This is a genomic window from Campylobacter jejuni (assembly GCF_049221745.1).
GTDB classification, from domain to species: domain Bacteria; phylum Campylobacterota; class Campylobacteria; order Campylobacterales; family Campylobacteraceae; genus Campylobacter_D; species Campylobacter_D jejuni_E.
This window is the reverse complement of record NZ_JBMJAO010000003.1, coordinates 87,316-106,036: the sequence shown is the minus strand read 5'-3', so window position 1 is coordinate 106,036 and position 18,721 is coordinate 87,316. Positions and strand designations below refer to the sequence as shown.

19 protein-coding genes are annotated in these 18,721 nt (G+C 30.3%); 7 read left to right on the top strand and 12 right to left on the bottom strand.

Translation table 11 applies throughout. The features are described 5' to 3' along the window. The 3 genes from ACOTU8_RS04090 (at position 1) to feoB (ending at position 3,485) form a co-directional block, all read left to right on the top strand. A complete protein-coding gene (locus tag ACOTU8_RS04090) occupies positions 1 to 1,341 on the top strand; it encodes an MmgE/PrpD family protein (RefSeq protein ID WP_422341901.1) in 1,341 nt (446 codons plus the stop codon). Between the two features lie 81 nt (positions 1,342 to 1,422). Next, positions 1,423 to 1,647 carry a FeoA family protein gene (locus ACOTU8_RS04085; protein ID WP_422341900.1) on the top strand — a complete coding sequence of 75 codons (225 nt, stop codon included), beginning with the start codon at positions 1,423 to 1,425 and terminating at the stop codon, positions 1,645 to 1,647. After that, positions 1,644 to 3,485 carry a ferrous iron transport protein B gene (gene feoB, locus ACOTU8_RS04080; protein ID WP_422341899.1) on the top strand — a complete coding sequence of 614 codons (1,842 nt, stop codon included), beginning with the start codon at positions 1,644 to 1,646 and terminating at the stop codon, positions 3,483 to 3,485. The genes ACOTU8_RS04085 and feoB overlap by 4 nt, the downstream gene beginning before the upstream one ends. Here the strand turns inward: feoB and ACOTU8_RS04075 are convergent. Genes ACOTU8_RS04075 through gap form a run of 5 tightly spaced genes read right to left on the bottom strand, consistent with a single transcriptional unit; the run spans position 3,482 to position 8,680 of the window. Further along, a complete protein-coding gene (locus ACOTU8_RS04075; RefSeq protein WP_422341898.1) occupies positions 3,482 to 4,975 on the bottom strand; it encodes a hydrogenase small subunit in 1,494 nt (497 codons plus the stop codon). The genes feoB and ACOTU8_RS04075 overlap by 4 nt on opposite strands. Before the next feature lie 3 nt (positions 4,976 to 4,978). Next, positions 4,979 to 5,803, bottom strand: coding sequence for an enoyl-ACP reductase FabI (gene fabI, locus ACOTU8_RS04070; protein WP_422341897.1), 825 nt, complete (start codon positions 5,801 to 5,803; stop codon positions 4,979 to 4,981). Between the two features lie 5 nt (positions 5,804 to 5,808). Next, positions 5,809 to 6,480, bottom strand: coding sequence for a triose-phosphate isomerase (gene tpiA, locus ACOTU8_RS04065; protein WP_422341896.1), 672 nt, complete (start codon positions 6,478 to 6,480; stop codon positions 5,809 to 5,811). Continuing rightward, complete coding sequence (gene pgk, locus ACOTU8_RS04060; protein ID WP_422341895.1) at positions 6,477 to 7,679, bottom strand: phosphoglycerate kinase; 1,203 nt, start codon at positions 7,677 to 7,679, stop codon at positions 6,477 to 6,479. The genes tpiA and pgk overlap by 4 nt, the downstream gene beginning before the upstream one ends. 2 nt (positions 7,680 to 7,681) lie before the next feature. Then, complete coding sequence (gap, locus tag ACOTU8_RS04055; RefSeq protein ID WP_422341894.1) at positions 7,682 to 8,680, bottom strand: type I glyceraldehyde-3-phosphate dehydrogenase; 999 nt, start codon at positions 8,678 to 8,680, stop codon at positions 7,682 to 7,684. A gap of 59 nt (positions 8,681 to 8,739) precedes the next feature. Between gap and nadD the strand changes: the two genes are divergently transcribed. Together nadD and rsfS are read left to right on the top strand one after the other, a co-directional pair. Further along, complete coding sequence (gene nadD, locus ACOTU8_RS04050) at positions 8,740 to 9,285, top strand: nicotinate (nicotinamide) nucleotide adenylyltransferase (protein WP_422341893.1); 546 nt, start codon at positions 8,740 to 8,742, stop codon at positions 9,283 to 9,285. A 27-nt stretch (positions 9,286 to 9,312) separates the two neighbouring features. Continuing rightward, a complete protein-coding gene (gene rsfS / locus ACOTU8_RS04045) occupies positions 9,313 to 9,639 on the top strand; it encodes a ribosome silencing factor (RefSeq protein WP_002855339.1) in 327 nt (108 codons plus the stop codon). 31 nt (positions 9,640 to 9,670) lie between these two features. Here the strand turns inward: rsfS and ACOTU8_RS04040 are convergent, their stop codons facing one another. Beyond that, complete coding sequence (locus tag ACOTU8_RS04040) at positions 9,671 to 10,048, bottom strand: DUF1090 family protein (protein WP_422341892.1); 378 nt, start codon at positions 10,046 to 10,048, stop codon at positions 9,671 to 9,673. Positions 10,049 to 10,094: 46 nt separating this feature from the next. Continuing rightward, positions 10,095 to 11,465, bottom strand: a complete 1,371-nt coding sequence (gene pgmL / locus ACOTU8_RS04035) for a phosphoglucosamine mutase PgmL (RefSeq protein ID WP_422341891.1) — start codon at positions 11,463 to 11,465, stop codon at positions 10,095 to 10,097. 121 nt (positions 11,466 to 11,586) lie between these two features. Here pgmL and fliL point away from each other — a divergent pair, with 121 nt between their 5' ends. Both fliL and acpS read left to right on the top strand, forming a co-directional pair. Further along, positions 11,587 to 12,123, top strand: coding sequence for a flagellar basal body-associated protein FliL (gene fliL, locus ACOTU8_RS04030; protein ID WP_002855429.1), 537 nt, complete (start codon positions 11,587 to 11,589; stop codon positions 12,121 to 12,123). Next, positions 12,123 to 12,470 carry a holo-ACP synthase gene (gene acpS, locus ACOTU8_RS04025; protein ID WP_074486995.1) on the top strand — a complete coding sequence of 116 codons (348 nt, stop codon included), beginning with the start codon at positions 12,123 to 12,125 and terminating at the stop codon, positions 12,468 to 12,470. The genes fliL and acpS overlap by 1 nt, the downstream gene beginning before the upstream one ends. Here acpS and ACOTU8_RS04020 read toward each other — a convergent pair whose 3' ends face one another. From ACOTU8_RS04020 to kpsC, 5 genes are all read right to left on the bottom strand, one after another. Next, on the bottom strand, positions 12,471 to 12,890 hold the full coding sequence (locus ACOTU8_RS04020; protein WP_422341890.1) for a hypothetical protein: 420 nt from the start codon (positions 12,888 to 12,890) through the stop codon (positions 12,471 to 12,473). Further along, entirely contained in the window at positions 12,887 to 14,248 is a 1,362-nt protein-coding gene (locus ACOTU8_RS04015) for a cytochrome P450 (protein WP_422341889.1), read from the bottom strand. Before ACOTU8_RS04015 ends, ACOTU8_RS04020 begins: the two co-directional genes overlap by 4 nt. Next, on the bottom strand, positions 14,245 to 15,366 hold the full coding sequence (locus ACOTU8_RS04010; protein WP_422341888.1) for a DUF829 domain-containing protein: 1,122 nt from the start codon (positions 15,364 to 15,366) through the stop codon (positions 14,245 to 14,247). Before ACOTU8_RS04010 ends, ACOTU8_RS04015 begins: the two co-directional genes overlap by 4 nt. Positions 15,367 to 15,437: 71 nt before the next feature. Continuing rightward, a complete protein-coding gene (kpsS, locus tag ACOTU8_RS04005) occupies positions 15,438 to 16,622 on the bottom strand; it encodes a capsule biosynthesis protein (protein WP_422341887.1) in 1,185 nt (394 codons plus the stop codon). After that, entirely contained in the window at positions 16,619 to 18,688 is a 2,070-nt protein-coding gene (kpsC, locus tag ACOTU8_RS04000; protein ID WP_422341886.1) for a capsular polysaccharide biosynthesis protein, read from the bottom strand. Before kpsC ends, kpsS begins: the two co-directional genes overlap by 4 nt. Positions 18,689 to 18,721: the final 33 nt, after the last annotated feature.

The window sequence follows — 18,721 nt, the reverse complement described above, 5'->3', positions numbered from 1 at the left end:
ATGTTCTATAGTGAAATTTTAGCGGATTTTATTTTCAATCTTAAATATGAAAATATCCCTAATGCAGTTATTCAAAGGGCTAAAGAGCTTATGTTTGATAGTTTTGGAACAGCTATAGCGGCAAGTAAAGAAGAATGTGTTTTAAACGCTTTTAAAGCTTTTGAAAATTTAAGCGCAGAAAAAAATACTCCTGTGTGGATAAATGATCAAAAATTAAACCCTATATATGCAACTATGCTTAATGGTATTGCTTCTCATGCGTTAGATTTTGACGATACGCATACAGAAGCGATTTTGCATGCAAGTGCGATTTTAACACCACTTTGTTTAAGTTATGGTTTTCATGTTAGCAAAGATGCAAAAAAAATCATCAAAGCTTTTATAGTAGGCTGGGAAATTGCAGCTAGAGTAGGTATTGCAAGTAAAGGCACTTTTCATAAGCGTGGTTTTCATACTACTGCTATTGCAGGAGTTTTTGGAAGCGTGAGTGCAAGTGCAATCTTACTAGATCTTAACAAAGAACAAATCATTAACGCTTTAGGACTTGCAGGAAGTTTTGCAAGTGGGATTAATGAGTTTTTATCCAATGGATCCAATTCAAAAGTTTTACATATTGCCAATGCTATTAAAAATGGGATAATGATCGCCCATTTTGCTAAAAACAATATGAGTGGGCCTTTGAGTATTTTTGAAGGTAGGGATAATATCTTTAAATGTTTTGGTATAGAACAAGAGTGTGATAAAACAGAACTTAGTAAAGCCTTAGGTGAAATTTGGCAAACCATGCAAGTTTCAATCAAGCCTTATCCAAGTTGTCATTTTGCTCATGGGCTTATTGATTGTGCCATTACTTTAAAAAATGATGGTTTAAAAGCTAATGAAATTAAAAGTATTCATTGTTTTGTAGATGAAGTTCCTATTTCTTTTATTTGCGATCCTTTGGAAGCAAAATACACTCCAAATAGTGCTTATGAAGCTAAATTTTCCATGCCTTTTTTAATGGCCCTAGGATTCTTTGATGGTAAGATTACTCTTAAATCTTATGAAAATTTAAAGCGTAAAGAAGTACTAGAATTTGCCAAAAAAATCAGTTACGAAAAAAGGAAATCTCAAGGCTTTCCAAAATATTTTCCAGGGCATTTAGAAGCTAGTTTGCAAGATGGACGCATAATCCAAAAAAATGTTTTTATCAATAAAGGTAATTTTGATAATCCGCTAAGTTTTGAAGAATTAAAAGCTAAATTTTTAGCAAATGCACAAATTTACCTTGATAATACTAAGGCCAACAAAATTCTAGATCAAATCATCAATCTAGAAAATTTAAACCACTTTTCTTTTTAAATATTTATCCTTCTTTTTACAAGAAGGATAAATTCATTACACTTTTTTATTATAATATTTATTATTAATTTAGGAATTACAATGACTTTAAACGAGTTAAAAGATGGACAAAAGGCTATTATTATTAATTTAAATGCTCAAAAAGAACTCAAAAATAGACTTTTAAGCTTTGGATTTATCAAAAATAAAAACTTGAAAAAAATTCACTCCTCTTTAAAAAGTGCCACCATAATGGTAGAGCTTGATACAAGTTGTGTTATCCTAAGATCTGATGAAGCTAAAACCATAGAAGTGAATCTTATATGAAAAAAATCAAAATAGCTCTTGTAGGTCAGCCTAATGTAGGCAAAAGTCTTCTTATTAATGCGCTTTGCAAAGCCAATATGAAAGTAGGAAATTTTAGCGGAGTTACCATAGAAAAAGCAAGTGCAAAAACTTTTTATAAAAACTATGAATTTGAAGTCATTGACTTGCCAGGAACTTATTCTTTAGATGGATATAGCGAAGAAGAAAAAATCACACGCCATTTTTTAAATCAAAATGACTATGATGTTATTGTTAATGTTTTAGATGCTACCAATTTAGAACGCAATCTTATCCTTAGTGCAGAACTTTTAAGCCTCAATAAAAAAATGCTTTTAGCTTTAAATATGTGTGATGAAGCCAAAAAAGAAGGTATAGAGCTTGACACTTCTATTTTAAGCCAAGAATTTCAAAGTCAAGTTGTTGAAATTTCAGCAAAAACAAAAGAAAATTTAGAACTTTTGCTGCAAAAAATTATTATTTTATTTGAAAGTAAATTTATTCCAAGATCCCAATTTTATACTCCGCTTTGCGAAAAAAGTCCGGAAAAAGAAGATTTATTATATTTTATTAATGAACTTTCAAAAAAAATTATCACACACAAAAAAGAAGAAAGAAATTTAACCAAAAAAATCGATGCCTTGCTTATCCATAAATTCTTTGGCTTACCTATATTTTTATTTTTAATGTGGCTTTTATTTCAACTTACTTTCAGTTTAGGGCAAATTCCTATGGATTATATAGAATCAGGCTTTAATGCCTTAGGTGAACTTGTTAAAAACAATATTTCTAATGCCTTTATCGCTTCAGCTTTGGCCGATGGGATTATCGCAGGTGTTGGCGCTGTGATACTTTTTTTACCTAATATAATGATTTTATTTTTAGGCATAGCCCTTTTAGAAACCACAGGTTATATGTCAAGAGTAGCTTTTTTACTTGATGGGATCTTGCATAAATTTGGTTTGCATGGTAAAAGTTTTATTCCACTAATCACTGGTTTTGGTTGTTCGGTACCTGCTTTTATGGCTACACGCACTCTTAAGAACAAAAGAGATAGACTTTTAACTCTTTTTGTGATCAATTTTATGAGTTGTGGGGCAAGACTTCCTGTATATGTGCTTTTTATCGGTGCTTTTTTTCCAAGCGAAGAAACAGGTAATTATCTTTTTGGAATTTATATTTTAGGTGCGATTTTAGGACTTTGTGCTGCAAAATTGTTAAGAATGACAGCATTTCGTGGACTTGATGAACCTTTTGTTATGGAAATGCCAAAATATCGTATGCCAAATTGGCATTTAGTTTGGTTTATGGTTTACAATAAAGCCAAAATGTATCTTAAAAAAGCAGGAACTTTCATACTTTTGGCCTCTTTGCTTATATGGTTTGCTAGTAATTTTCCAAAAAGTGAAGAAAATTTAAGTGATTTTAATGCTCAAGAAAGAGCTATAGAACAAAGTTATTTAGGACAATTTGGCAAAGGCATAGAACCTATTTTTAAACCCCTTGAGCTAGATTGGAAATTAAGCGTATCTTTAATCAGTGGTTTGGCTGCTAAAGAAGTGATGATCTCAACTATGGGAGTACTTTATTCACTAGGAAAAGATGTAGATGAAACAAATAATGATTTAAAAGGAATTATCGCTAGAAATATACCTATACCAAGTGCAGTGGCTTTTATTTTATTTGTAATGATTTATAATCCTTGCTTTGCAGCAACTATAGTTTTTTCAAAAGAAAGCGGAAAGCTAAAATACACTCTCTTTCTCTTTCTTTTTACTTGCGCAAGTGCTTATATAGTAGCTTTTATAGGACTTCATATCGCTAAAATTTTATTAAATTAACTTACTTTTAATGATGAAATTTTAGTAATATTATCTTCAAAAGCTTTTAAAATGCTATAAGCAACACCTTCAAAATCAAGTCCACCGCAAAGATAGATTAAAGTCATACGAAAAGATTTACTCACATCAAGCTTTGGTTTTTCGGCGTTCATATTTAACTTAAAATCATAAGGACTTGCATGTTTAAAAGCGTAATTTTTTGCCGCAATTAAAAAATCATTCTTATCTTTTAAAAACTCGCCTTTAACTAAAATAAAGCTTATCTCAAGATATTTCCAAAAATCTTTTGAAGGCATAGGATTTTCATCAAAATTTTGTTCTATAAAAGCATAGTTTTTCTCAAAAGATTTTTTATAATTTTCTACAAGTAAAGCGCCTAATTTGTTTTTAGCTATATTTTGTAAAATAAGTTTTATATTGCTTTCAAATTCAAAATCTATTTGTTCTAAAATTTTAATTTGCTCTTCTATAAAAAATTCTTGTTTTAACTCTTCATTACAAAATTTAGCATAAGAAAAAATATTTGTCATAGGCTTTTCATAATTCCCAAACTCATCCCAAAAATTTTTCTCACTACAGGCTATACAACCATGTCCTGCAGCTACTGGCCAAGAAGTTTTAGCATTAAATTTCACTTTAGGGCAATTATTATAAGTATAAGGCCCTTTACAGCCTATCTTAAATAAACAAGCTCCATTCCTTGCGGCTTCATCGTCAAAATGTTCAGCAAAAATCCCACTTTCAAATTTCGCCTTTCTTTCGCACATATCATGCAAACATTTACCATAAGCCCACATAGGACGATTTTGCTCATCAAGTTCAGGTAAAACTCCAAATAAAGCAAAAAAACTTAAAGTCGCAATGATATTTATATCACTTGGAGGACAACCTGGGATATTTACTACTTTTTGACTTAAGACTTCACTAATACCACAGGTTTTACTAGGATTTGGATAAGCAGCTTGAATACCACCATAACTTGAACAAGTACCCACTGCAAAGATAGCCTTTGCTTTAGTGGCTAGTTTTTCTAAAATTTCATAGCCACTCTCTCCTTGTGCTCCTATAGTAAGAAAAAAGGTATCAATGGCTGCAACACCACCTTCAACCGCTAAAATAAAATCTTCTTCTAAAACATGCTCTAAAAGCTCTTCAGCCTTAGTGCCATTTGCTGCCATTAAAGTTTCATGATATTCTAAAGAAAAAAAATCAAAAATTAGCTCATCAAAACTTGGCAACTCAGAACGCAACAAACTCTCACTACATCCTGTACATTCACAAAGATGAAGCCATACTAACTTTGTTTTAGGTGCGATTTGAAAAAATCTTTGAGCAAGAACTGGAATTTCATTGCCTAAAGATAAATGCCTAGCAAGAATTTTTACACTTTCTTCATTGATAACCTTATCCTCTTTTAAAGTAGAATTCTCAAGTTTTTTAATGCGATCTTCGAGTATATTTTTTAATTCTTCATTGCTAAGCTTTGCCATTTTTTATCCTTTTTGATTATCCCAACAAAGAACAGTTTGCCCTTCTTCATTTTTTTCAACATCACCCATACCCATGATGTTATATCCTGCATCGACATAATGTATTTCACCTGTAACACCATTTGCTAAATCGCTAAGTAAATACATAGCCGAATTTCCTACATCTTCTATACTAACATTGCGTTTTAAAGGAGAATTGATTTCATTGTATTTTAAAATCATTCTAAAATCTCCTATTCCACTTGCTGCCAAAGTTTTAATAGGACCTGCTGAAATAGCATTAACACGAATTCCTTTTACTCCTAAATCTCTTGCTAAATAACGCACAGAACTTTCAAGTGCGGCTTTTGCTACACCCATAACATTATAATGAGGTACATATTTAACCCCACCAAGATAACTTAAAGTCAAAATCGAACCCTTATCTTTTAAAATAGGTAAAACCGCACGTGTTAAAGAAAGTAAAGAATACACAGAAGTTTGCATAGCTATATCAAAAGCTTCTTTTGAAGTTTCTAAAAAAGAATTTTCTAAAGCTTCTTTTGGAGCAAAAGCAACCGCATGTACTACAAAATCAATCTCACCTAAATCTTTTTTGATTTTTTCAGCGATAGAATCTAAATGCTCATTATTATTTACATCAAGCTCATAAACAAAATTGGAATTAAACTCTTGCGCTATAGGTTCTACGCGTTTTTTTAAAGCATCATTTAAAAAAGTAAAAGCAAGCTGGGCTCCTTGATCAAAACATGCTTTTGCTATGCCATAAGCGATAGATTTATTATTTGCAACCCCTACAATAAGGCCTTTTTTACCCTTCATAACCATTTTTTTTATCCTTTGATTAATTTTATAAAATTTTCCACTTTTAAAGCTGCAGAGCCTATCAAAACTCCACCACAATGATTTACACTTAGAATTTCTTTGATATTATTTTCATTCACACTTCCACCATAAAGCAAAGGTGCCTTAGTTAAACTCACTAAAAATTTAAGCACTTTAGCGATATCTGTAGTTTGTGCACTCACTCCCGTTCCTATAGAATAAATAGGCTCATAAGCAATAATTAGTTTTTCATAATTTAAATCAATAATTTCAAGTTGTTTTTTTAAAAACTCTAGAGTTTTGCCTGAATTTTTTGTATCTAAATTTTCACCTATACAAAAAACAATTTTATAACCATGCTCTTTAGCAAAATCAAATTTAGCTCCAATAAGCTCTTCATCTCCTAAAGCTCTTCTTTCAGAATGCCCGATTAAAACGCATTTGATCCCAAATTCGTCCAAATGCTCTTTTCCAAGCTCACCTGTAAAAGCTCCATTAATGCAAGGATAAAAATTTTGCGCTCCTTGAATAAAGCAAGTTTGACTTTCTAAAAAAGCAATACTAGGAGGAAAAACGATAATATCATCACATTTTGCCCCCATAGTTTTATTTAAAATTTCAGCATAAATTTTAAAGCTTGCTCTTGTGTGATTGCATTTTAAATTTGCGGCAAAGATCATTCATTTTCCTTAGATCTTAAAGCTTTTACGCCTGGAAGTTCTTTACCCTCTATAAGTTCAAGAGAAGCGCCACCTCCAGTAGAAATAAAAGTCATCTCATCTGCATCACCTGCACGCGCAACCACATCGGCCGTATCGCCACCGCCAACAACAGAAGTTGCATGTCCTTCGCTGATATAATGACTCATTTTAATACTACCTTTTGAAAATTTATCAATTTCAAAAACACCCATAGGTCCATTCCACCAAATCGTTTGCGCATCAGAAATTACTTCTTTAAAAAGTCTCACACTTGCAGGTCCTATATCTAAACCCATCCAGCCATTTGGAATTTCTTGTGCTGGAACAAATTTCATCGGTGCATCTTGTGAACACGCAGGAGCAGCTACAACATCTACTGGAAGATAAATTTTCACTCCTAAATTTTTACCTTTAGTAAGAGTTTTATTAGCTTCTTCTAAAAGCTCTTCTTCTAAAAGTGAATTTCCTATATCATAACCTAAGGCTTTTAAAAAAGTAAATGCCATACCTCCGCCTATGATTAATTTATCTACCTTTGGTAATAAATTTGTCAATGCTTGAAGTTTTCCACTTACCTTTGAACCTCCAACAACAGCGACAAAAGGACGTGCTGGATGTTTGATAAGATTGCTTGCAAAATCAATTTCTTTTTGGAGTAAAAATCCTGCACCTTTGTGTTTTTCATCAAAGAATTTAGTAATAGCTTCCACACTAGAATGTGCTCTATGGCATACTCCAAAAGCATCATTGATATAAACTTGAACCATAGAAGCAAGTTCTTTGGCTAAATTTTCATCATTTTTTGTTTCGCCTTTTTCAAAACGTAAATTTTCAAGAAGCAAAATTTCACCCGCTTTTAAATTCATAGCTTTAGTTTTTGCATCTTCGCCGATAACATCTTTTGCCATAATAATTTCTTTATCTAAAAGTCTAGCAAGACGCTTAGCCACAGGTTCTAAAGAATATTTAGAACTAATTTCTTTTGGACGCCCTAAGTGAGAGGCTAAAATCACACTGCAACCATTATCCAAACAATATCTTATCGTAGGAATAACTGATCTTATGCGTCTATCATCAGTGATATTTAAAAAATCATCTTGAGGAACATTAAAATCACATCTTATAAAAACTTTTTTCTTAGCTAAATCAATATCTTTTATAGAAATAATATCACCCATGATTAAGCCTTATTTGCAATATATACTGCCATATCTACTAGACGACTTGAATAACCCCATTCATTATCATACCAAGCAATCACCTTGATAAAATCATCCGCAATCACTTGAGTTAAATCACTTGCCACAATAGCTCCATAAGAACAAGTGATAAAATCACTTGAAACTCTTTCATCGTCATCTACCATTAAAATGCCTTTTAAATTTGTGGCTGCAGCTTTTCTAAAAGTTTCATTGATTTCATCTTTGCTGACTTTACGGCTTAGTTGTGCGGTTAAATCCACGCTTGACACATCAATCACTGGTACACGCATACTTTGTCCATGAAGCTTGCCATTAAGCTCAGGCATAACAAGTTTCATAGCTTTTGCTGCACCTGTAGAAGTTGGAATGATATTTTGTGCTGCAGCACGAGAACGGCGTTTATCTTTAGCTTTAGCATCAATAATGCTTTGTCCGTTTGTATAAGCATGTATAGTTGTCATAAGTCCTTTTTCTATGCCAAAATTATCTTGTAAAACACGACAAACAGGACCTAAACAATTTGTTGTACAACTTGCATTAGAAATGATATTTTCACCTTTGTAAAGTTCTGAATTTACTCCTAAAACATAAGTAGGTGTATCATCTTTTGCAGGAGCACTCATGATCACTTTTTGCACTCCCATATCTATAAATTCTTGACATTTTGCCATAGTTAAATGCGCTCCTGTGCACTCTAAAACAATTTGTGCGCCGTATTTTGCAAAGTCAAGATCTTTTACATTGCGACTTTTAAATACTTTGATTTTTTTACCATTTATCACTAAATCATCGCCTTCACTATCAACACTGCCTTTAAATTCACCATGTACTGTATCGTATTTAAAAAGGTATTTTGTAAGTTCAATATCCGTAGTATCATTTATCGCCACAAGCTCAATATCATTTCTTTCTAAGATGATTCTTGCAACACATCTGCCTATGCGTCCAAAACCATTTATAGCAACTTTTACAGCCATTTAATTTCCTTTTGCAAAATATAATGTTAATATTCTACAAAAAAAAGGTTAAAATTTTAATGAAGATAGCACTTTTTGGTGGCAGTTTTGATCCACCACATAATGGACACAATAGCGTTGTTTTAGAAGCTTTAGAAAAATTAGATATTGATAAACTTATTATTATGCCTACTTATATCAATCCTTTTAAACAAAATTTTAGCGCTGACGAAAAGCAAAGATTCTTATGGGTTAAAAAACTTTGGGGGTATTTGCCAAAAGTTGAAATTTGTGATTTTGAAACCAAACAAAAACGCCCTGTTCCTAGTATAGAAAGCGTTAAGTATCTTTATAAGCTTTACAATCCTAGTAAATTTTATCTTTTAATCGGCGCAGATCATTTAGAAAAACTTCATCTTTGGCATGATTTTGAAAAACTTAATTCTTTAGTAGAATTTGTTATTGCCAATCGCAATGATATAGAAATTCCTAAGAATTTCAAAGATTTAAAAACTGATAAAAAAATCGCTTCTTCTTTTATACGCAACACTTTAAATACAAATGAAGTTTGCGAAGAAATTAAAGATGAAGTAAAAAAATATTATGAAAAATTACAAAAAAATTGATACAATTTCAAAAATTAAAGGAAAATAATGCAAGAAAGAATAGATTTAATTGTTAAAATTTTAGATGAAAAAAAAGCTGAAGATATCAAAACTATTGACATGAGTGAGCAAGAATACTTTGTAAAATATGTCATTATCGCAGCTACTTTAGGAGAAAGACACGCTCTATCCTTGATCGATGAGCTTAAAACACAACTTAAAGCCAAAGGTGAGGAATTTTTAAACATAGATAGTAGTGAAGAATGGAGCGTGATTGATCTTGGCGATATTTTAATCCATCTTTTAACACCAGAACACAGAGGAATTTATAATATAGAAGAATTATTAGAAAATCTTAAAAAAGGCAGGGTTTAAAAAGGCTAAATTTAATTAGCCTTTTTAATTTTTAGAGATTATCAATATATTCTTTAATTTCTTTTTTGATTTTCTCTTTTTGTTCTTTTAAAGCTTCTTTTTTAGCTTTATACTCAACCTTACTCATATAATCTTTTTGTTCTTTCAAAGCATCGAGTTCTTTTTCGATTTTTTCCACTTCTTGTTCTTTAAGTTTTTTAGCTTCTAACTTTTTATCATAAAACATAGGATCTTTAGCACAATCATTTTGCACTTGTTTTAAAGCAAGCTCCAAGCTTAAAGTTCTAGCTGTGTCATTATGTGCTTTAGAAAAACTGATTTCTTTATTAATACGATTAATTTTTTTATCGCATTCACTTGCACCAAAAGCAAAAGCACATAGCATAAGTAGAACAAGTGTTTTTTTCATTTTTAATTCCTTTTAAGATAAATTTAAATCGCGAAATATTATCTCATCAATTCTTAAATCTAGCTTTTATATCATTAAACAAAGTAAATACCATACTTTCAAGCTCTTTTGCTCTTTCTAAAGAAGTTGCCTCAAAGCGTGTGATAAGATAAGGGCTGGTGTTAGATGCACGAAGTAAAGCCCATCCATCGCCAAAATCTATCCTAGCTCCATCAATTTCACAAAGACTTTTAATACCTTTTAAAGCTCCTTTTTCAATCTCTTTTTGAAATTCTTCCACAAGTTTGAATTTTTCTTCTTCATTTACAGGAATTTTAATTTCAGGTGTAGTATAAAGTTTTGGTAAAGCTTTAATCATACTTTCTAAATCAAAACCTTTATAAACAAGCTCTAAAGCTCTTAAAAATGCATAAATTCCATCATCATAACCAAAATATCTATGCTTAAAGAAAATATGTCCACTCACTTCAGCCGCTAAATCAATATCTTTTTCTTTCATCATTTTTTTGATATTAGAATGTCCTGTTTTTCCCATAAAAATAGTGCCAAATTTAGCCACTTCATCAAAAAGATTTTTAGAACATTTTACCTCACCTAAAATGCGTGGATTAGGAATATTTTTAGCAAACAAATAACAAAGCTCATCCCCACAAAATACATGAGTTTTACTCAAAGCAACCATTCTATCAGCATCCCCATCAAAAGCAAAAGCCAAAGAATAATCTTGATTTTGATTTAAAAACTCTCTAATCGCACTTAAGTTTTCTTCTTCTGTAGGATCTGGAGCATGGTTTGGAAACTGTCCATCAGGCTCTGCAAACATCACATGAGCTTTTAAATTTAAAGCTTTGATTAAAGGCTCTATCACCACTCCAGCCGCACCATTTGTGCAATCAACACCAAATTTATAATTAAAATCCTTTAAAAAGCTAAATTGCTCACACATAAATTTCACATAAAGGCTTAAAATATCGTATTTTTCTACTTCTAAATTTTCTTCAATATCATCATCTAAATGCTTATAAACTTCTTTTGAAAACTCTTTTAATTCCACACCAAAAAAACTTTCTTTATTGATAGTAATTTTAAATCCATTATAATCTTTTGGATTATGAGATCCTGTTATCATAATATTTGCATCAAATTTTAACCCCTCATAAAGACTAAAATATCCTAATGGAGTTGGCACAAGCCCTATATCATAGATTTTTATCCCTGCTTTGTTAAGCCCACTAACTAAATAATTAAAAAGCTCATTTGCACTATATCTTGCATCATAACCCACACTTACATTTTTACAACCCCTATTTAACATAGTTTGTCCCAAAAAAAAACCTATAGCTTTAACGCTTTTTTCATTTAGTTCTTTGCCATAAAGCCCTCTTATATCATATTCTCTAAAAATCACATCTAACATTTTTTTCCTTCAAATTTATCTCTTCTTTGACCTAAATTTATCGTTTTTCTAAAGCAAATTTGGATAGAAAAGAAATTTTTGCTACAATTTTACATTAATTTCACTAAATGAAGGAAAATTTATGGATGAAGAATTAGAAAACGAAGAAACGAAAAAGAAAAAAGGCGGTTCACTTGTAATTATTATTGTTATTTTACTTTTTGTTTTACTTCTTAGTATTATGGGAGTGATTGCTTGGCTTATTTCAAGCAGTTCAAGTGATGAAAGTGAAGTAAAAGAAGCTCCAAAAGAAGAGGCAAAAGCCGATAAACCTAAAGTTTCAGCTCCTACTCAGCGAGGTAGTGATTTTGCTAATATAGGTCCTATGTATCCGCTTGATCCTTTTACCCTAAATTTACTTAGTGATAGCGGCTCGAGATATGTAAAATGCACTATAGAACTAGAACAAAATAGCGAACTTTTAAAACCTGAACTTGATAAAAAAGTTCCAGTAATTCGTGATATTATTATTCGTACATTAACAGCTAAAACTTTTGAAGAAGTAAGCACACAAAAAGGTAAAGAACGTTTAAAAGATGAGCTAGTTGGAAAAATCAATGAAATTTTAACCGATGGCTTTATTAAAAATGTTTATTTTACGGATTTTGTAGTTTCTTGATGCGTGTAGGCTGTGATATCATCGCCATTTCTAGGATAGAAAAAATTCATTCTAGACATGGCAAAAATTTTTTAGATAAATTTCTAAACCCAAAAGAACAAATACTCATTAAAAATCCAGCAACTCTAGCAGGTCTTTGGGCTGCTAAAGAAGCCGCCAGCAAAGCTTTGGGTGTTGGAATTTGTGAATTATGCAGTTTTTTTGATATTGAAATATCAAAAGATGAAAAAAACGCGCCTAAATTAAAATATTCTCAAAAAATTACAAAAGATTTTAATATCACTCAAACTTCCCTAAGCATTTCTCATGATAATGGTTTTGCTATAGCCATAGTGGCTATAGTTTGATTATTTTCCTATAGTTTGTTTATCTAAATTTCTTGAAAGTATGAAATCCACCACAGGTTGTTCTCTTTTGTTTGCTCTTTTACAATGATCTTTTTGAAAAAAATCTGTGATTTTTATAACAATCCTTGCCCATTTTTTGCGATTTCTTTCACGCCACGCATGAGAAGAAACGCTCTCCCAAGCATAACCATTAAACAAGCTTGCATTTACAAAATGATCTAAGGCTCTAACTCCTTGTCTTGCACGTGCGGTATTAAAAAAAGTTCCTATAATCACGATAAAAAGATAACCCAAAACTGCCAATGGTACTATAGCACAGAGTAAAATAGTCCCTGCTAATTTTTCTTTCAAACTTCCTTTTAAACTACGTTTTACACGACGACGAAAATTAGCACGAATTCTAGTTTTTACTCTTTTCATAACTCTCTTTTGCTAAATTTTACCCTCATTCCATTAGCTGAACGCACTGTTAAACGTCCTACTACATCGGGTACAAAACCTTCTTCAAGTTCTAATTTATAAGTTTTTAAAATATTAGCTAAAATCAAAATTGCCTCTTGCATAGCAAAACCTTGTCCTATACAAATTCTTTCACCTACTCCAAAAGGTAAATACGCATCTTTTTTATATTCATCTTCAAAACGAGAAGGATTAAATCCATGTGGATTTGTCCAAAATTCCTCATGCCTATGTATAAGCCAAGGAGCAATCACTACTCCAGAACCTTTTTTTATTAGCTTATCCCTAACTTGAGTATCTTTTTTTGCTTCTCTTGCAAAAAATCCAACAGGAGGATAAAGTCTTAAAGATTCTTTAAAAATATTGGTTAAAAATTTAAATTGTCTTAGATGAGAAATTTCAATATTTTTACCTTGTAAAACTTGTACAATTTCTTCATAAGCTTTTTCTTGCTCCTTAGGATAAAGACTAAGCAAATAAAGCGTCCATGTTAAAGAACTTGCTGTAGTTTCATGCCCTGCCAAAAAAAGCATAGCCACTTGGTCTAAAATTTCTTCAAAAGAAAAACGCTTATTTGTATCTGCATCTACTACTAAAAGCAAAGAAGCTAAAATATCTTCAAATTCTGTATTATTTATCATATCATATCTTGGTTTTATGATATCACTTAAAACTTGTCTGATTACATTTCCAGCTTTAGCACGCTTACGATCGCCTAACACATAAGAAAGCCACTTTGGAAAACAAAACATACGACGCATAGCTGTATGCACGCTTTGCTCTTGAAAAGTTACGAAAGCATTTAAAATTTTTTTACCCTTTTCTTCGTCAAGTTTTGAAGACATAATAGTACGAAAAATAACATCAGCAGTAATAAAAGTCATTGCCTCATCTACTTCAATAATGGCATGATTTGGATACTTACTGAATCGCTCCATCATATCAGCTACGGCTTCACTCATGAGATTAAAAACTTTATTAATACGTGTCATTTCAAAACTTGGACGCAAAAGTTCTCTTTGCTTTTTCCAAACTTCACCATTTGTAGTAAAAATACTCTCTCCTAAAAGTGGGTTTAAAAGCTCATGTAAAAATGCACTTTTAGGAAATTCTTTAACCTCATCAATCATCATCCTTTTGACTTCTTTAGTATCGTTAATCACATAAAGATCAAAATTTGGCATCTTTACATAACCTGTTTGCATTTTATAACTACGCTCATAAAGTCCATCAAGCCAAGATCTACGTTTTAATAAAAAAGTTAAAAGCGTAGAAGCTTTATTTTTGTAAGGCTTAGGGAAAAAGGGGCATTCACTCATATTTTTACCTTTTCTTCTAAAAATTTAGGCATTATGGTAAAAGAAAAAAAATCATAATCGCCTTTAATACTAATACTATAAAGATATAAAAAATGTGCTTTATTTTTATCTCTTTTTATTTTTTTATATTCATATTTTTCATATAAAGTATGAAATTTAGTACTTAAAAATGGAGGTGTAAATTTAGCATTTACACCACTCGTGTGGAAAAAATCCACTTGAGGAAAACATGCTCCATCAATAATCGATGTGTAATCATACCATTTTAAATCAAATCTTGAAACAAATTCAAGCTTTTTTCTAAATTCATCTGCTTTTTTTTGATAGCTCACCAAAGGTATACATTCTCCTAAAGTAAGAATTTTTAATTTACGAAGTAAAGATAGGGTTAAATTTTGCCTTAAAATACACTCTAAAACTTCTATACAAACTATAGTTCCAACACTATGCGCTACTAAAATAAGCTCATAATCTTGCTTATCTTCATTTTGTTTTAGCTTATCTACTATAGTATTTGCAAAAAGCTTGATTCTTTCTTGCATAGTGCCTATTTTTTTATCTTGCCAAGTAGCACAAAAAGCACAAATTCTTGCTATCCAAAATACAGCTAATTTTTTACCTAATTTAAATAAAAAATGATTTAGCAAAAATCCTAAAAAACATCCTATGATGATAGCTAAAGAAAAATGCATATAATTTTGCAAAAAAGCAAAACTTCCAAAAGCTAAAGCTAAGGAAAATACTAAAGAAAATAACACATAGAAAAAAGGGTAATAACCTGTAATAAGTTGATAAATTGACTCTTTACCAAATTTAATAAAAAGTCCTGTAATAGTATAAATTCTAAAAAAACTATAACAATCTACCAAAGCATCTTTATAACTTTCTGACCAATTTTTTTTAACAATATCATTCCATGTTAAAAAATAATATTTAGTTCGCACATTTTCACAAAAAATTTTAAAAAAAGGAAATTGCTCATTTTTTTCAATTTTATTTATATTAGCTTTAATATTAAACTTGCAAGAATAATTTTTTAGATTTTTTTTAAACAAATCATAATAAAATCTATAACTCTTAGGATCATATCCTGCTATATAAAATACTTCTCTATTCATAAAATATTTCTTTTTTGATTTTATTATAACAGCTTTGCTTTAAAAGCTCTCTTAATCAAAGTTTTTTAGTCTTATTTGTCTAAAAAGAAATTTTTATAAAAATTACCGTTGAATTGATTGGTTTGTAAAAGATATTTCTTAAAATTACATACCAAAATAGGATTGGGTTTATAAGCATGAGCTTCACGCCAAAAAAATTGAAGTTTTTTTGGATAGGATAAGCCTTCAAAATCATAAAAAGCATTACCACAAACCTTAGTTGGACAGCCCTCTAAAATAGCACTAAGACCTACTGTTGAATTTATAGTAATACAACCTAAAGCCTTTCTTAAAAGGGTTGGCAAATGTGTATCATGCACATATAAAACTCTATCTTCTACATGATATTTTTGACTTAATTTCTTAATAAGTTTAGAATAATTCCTATAACCCCTATCCATAGGGTGATGTTTAAAAACTAAATAAGATTTCGCTCTTGCATGATTAGCAAAAGAAAGTATGGTTTCCTCTATAAAGTGCTCTATGTTTTTTTTGTAATGGTGTTTGATTTGCGTATCGCTATAAACTTGCAAAATTGCCAAAAAATACTTTTTTTCTAAATTATAAATTTTTTCATTAAGTTTTTTTTCTGTAATTTTATAAAGATATTTTCTATATAAAGATCTAAACCAAAATAAAAATTCAAAAGGATATAAAGTGCGATGATGGAGTTTGTTGTTAAAAAATGGAGTTAAGATAAAAGCAAAAAACCAATACAAAAAAGCATCAAAAGCCATAAATTTAAAAGCACCTGGAATTTCTTTTATGCTTTCTTTAATAAAAATATTTTGAGAAAGATAAAAATTTTTATCACGCGGCAAAGAAGAATTTGCATTCACTCCACCTTTTTCTAAAGTGATACAATAAGGTCTTAAATACCCTTCTTCAAAAATCCATATTTCAATTCCTAATTCTTTAGCCACTTTAATAGCCTTTACATGTATAATGCGACAATCATTATACATTAAAATAGCATCGATTTTTTTACTTTGAAAAAAATCCCTATAGAAATTTTCAAGAGCTTTTTCATCACAATTACACCTTGTTCCACTTGGATAGAAAAAAAAATCTCCGCCGTTAAAATTAAGTTTTAAAACTTTAGTTTGATTTTTTTTCATTTTTATTGCAAGATGATGAAAAAAATTTCCCACAGGTCCTTGCAAGAGTAAAACATTTTTGCCGCTAAATTCTTTTTTAATTTTACTACTAAATCTCATTTCTTTGCTAAAAATTCATAAAATCTTCTTATTTTTCTAAGTATAAAAGTTTTAAAATCTATTGCCAATTTTATATGTTTTTTTGAAAAATAATCTTTTTGTAAATTTAGCATTATATCTAAACAAACTTCAATTTCACATAAAGTTTTTGTTTTAGGATTTATATATCTTGGATATGTGATTAAAGCACCTGCTACAAGCTCTTCTAAGCTTAGTTTTCTTGTTCTTCTTTCGCATTTATGTTTATCTTTTGTTAAACCCCAGCCCGCATAAAAAGGCATACCATAAGTAAAAACTTTTTTAGCTCTTAAAAGAGCATCAAAACCACTTGTAGAAGTAATAGTATGAATTTCATCAGCAATTTTTATAGCACTATCAATACTGCAATCTTTTACAATCTCATCACAAAATTCCAAGATAAGTTTTTCATCTTTTAAACCCACACGATTGCCGCTTAACACATCAGGATGGGGTTTAAAGATAATATAAGCATCTTGATTTTTAGAACGCACCTCCTTAAGCAAATCAAGAGTAGATAAGCCAAAACTTCCTAAAATCATCGAAGCATCATCTTCAACTTGAGCAGGGATTAAAATAATCTTTTGTCCTATTTTGGCATTGATCTTTAAATTTTCATGCTTTAAACCATTATATTTTGAAAAGCGGTTCTCAAGTAAGATTTTTATAATATTTTTTGCTCTATTTAGCGTGTTTTCATCGAAAATTTCATTTTGTAAAAGCTCTTCTAATTTGCTTGGTTTATTTGGATCTATGTAAAGTCCTTTATCATCAACGATTAAAGAAAAAGGGCGCGTGAGATCAGAACCTAAAGAGATTGAGCGGATAAAGCCATCTTCTACCAAAGAAATTTTAGGAGTAAAACCTAATAAATTCTCATCTTGTGCTTTTGTAACAAGAGTAGTTTTAAGAATATTATAATCTATTCTTTTACCCCAAATGAAAAATTTATCATTTTCTTTAAGTTTATATCTAGCTAAAGATTTTAGAGATTTTAAAAAAATAATTTCATTGTCTTTGGCCTTAAAAAAAGGCTTAATAAAATACCTTTTCCATAAGGTAAAGCCTAGCATAAAAAGCCTGTTAGAATTTACCTTTTCTATATCTTTATATTTTGCTAAAGTTTGAATAGTATCAAAAATATTGCTTTTTTGATTTAAATAAGGATTAAAATACTCGCTATAAAGTATATAAGCAGCATAGAAAACTTCTTCTAAACTTCTTTTTTGTATCCTTCTTTTGCACTCTAATTTATCTTTTGTTAAACCCCAGCCCGCATAAAAAGGCATGCCATAACAAATACACTCACATTCTTGCATCAAAGCTTCAAAACCCATACCAGAGGTTTTGGTATAAACCTTATCAAAAAACTCAAGCAAAACTATAGGATTAAAGTTTTCAGTGATTAAAATACATTCTTTAGGCAAGGAATTTATATCTAAATCACTTTGTTTTTTACCGCTTAAAACATCTGGATGAATTTTTATATAAATTTTAGAATCAGGATTTTCTTGTATGGCATCTTTTATCATATCAACAGTTTTAAAATCTTTAGCAAGTCCAAATTCAAGCGAGGAATCATTGGCTGTTTGCGTAATAATTAAAACACGTTTTCCATCTTGTTTAAAATAATTATCTGGCACACTAAGATTATTATTATACTTGCTAATTTTATATTTTTTGATAAGCTTTATAGCTTTTTTAACTTGCTTGATTTCTTCATCTTTAAATTTATAAGTATTTAAAAGATTTTCAAGCTTTGAAGGCATTGTTGCATCATAATAAATGCCTATATCATCTTTAACCATAGAAAAACTTGGGCTATTTTCAACCCCTAAGTTTAATGAGCGGATAAATCCATCTTCCAAAAGTATGAATTTAGCCTTATGTTTTTTAGCTAAATTCATAGCTTTTAAACCTGATTTTTTGCGTCCCCAGCCAAAAAAAAGGTCATCTTTATTTATTTTTAAATTTTTCTTATACAAAGAAATGGTATAAAAATTTCTAGTATTATTGATAAGCTTTTTTGATGTTGAATAATACTTCATAAATAATTCTTTTAACAATATTTTTAAAAGAAT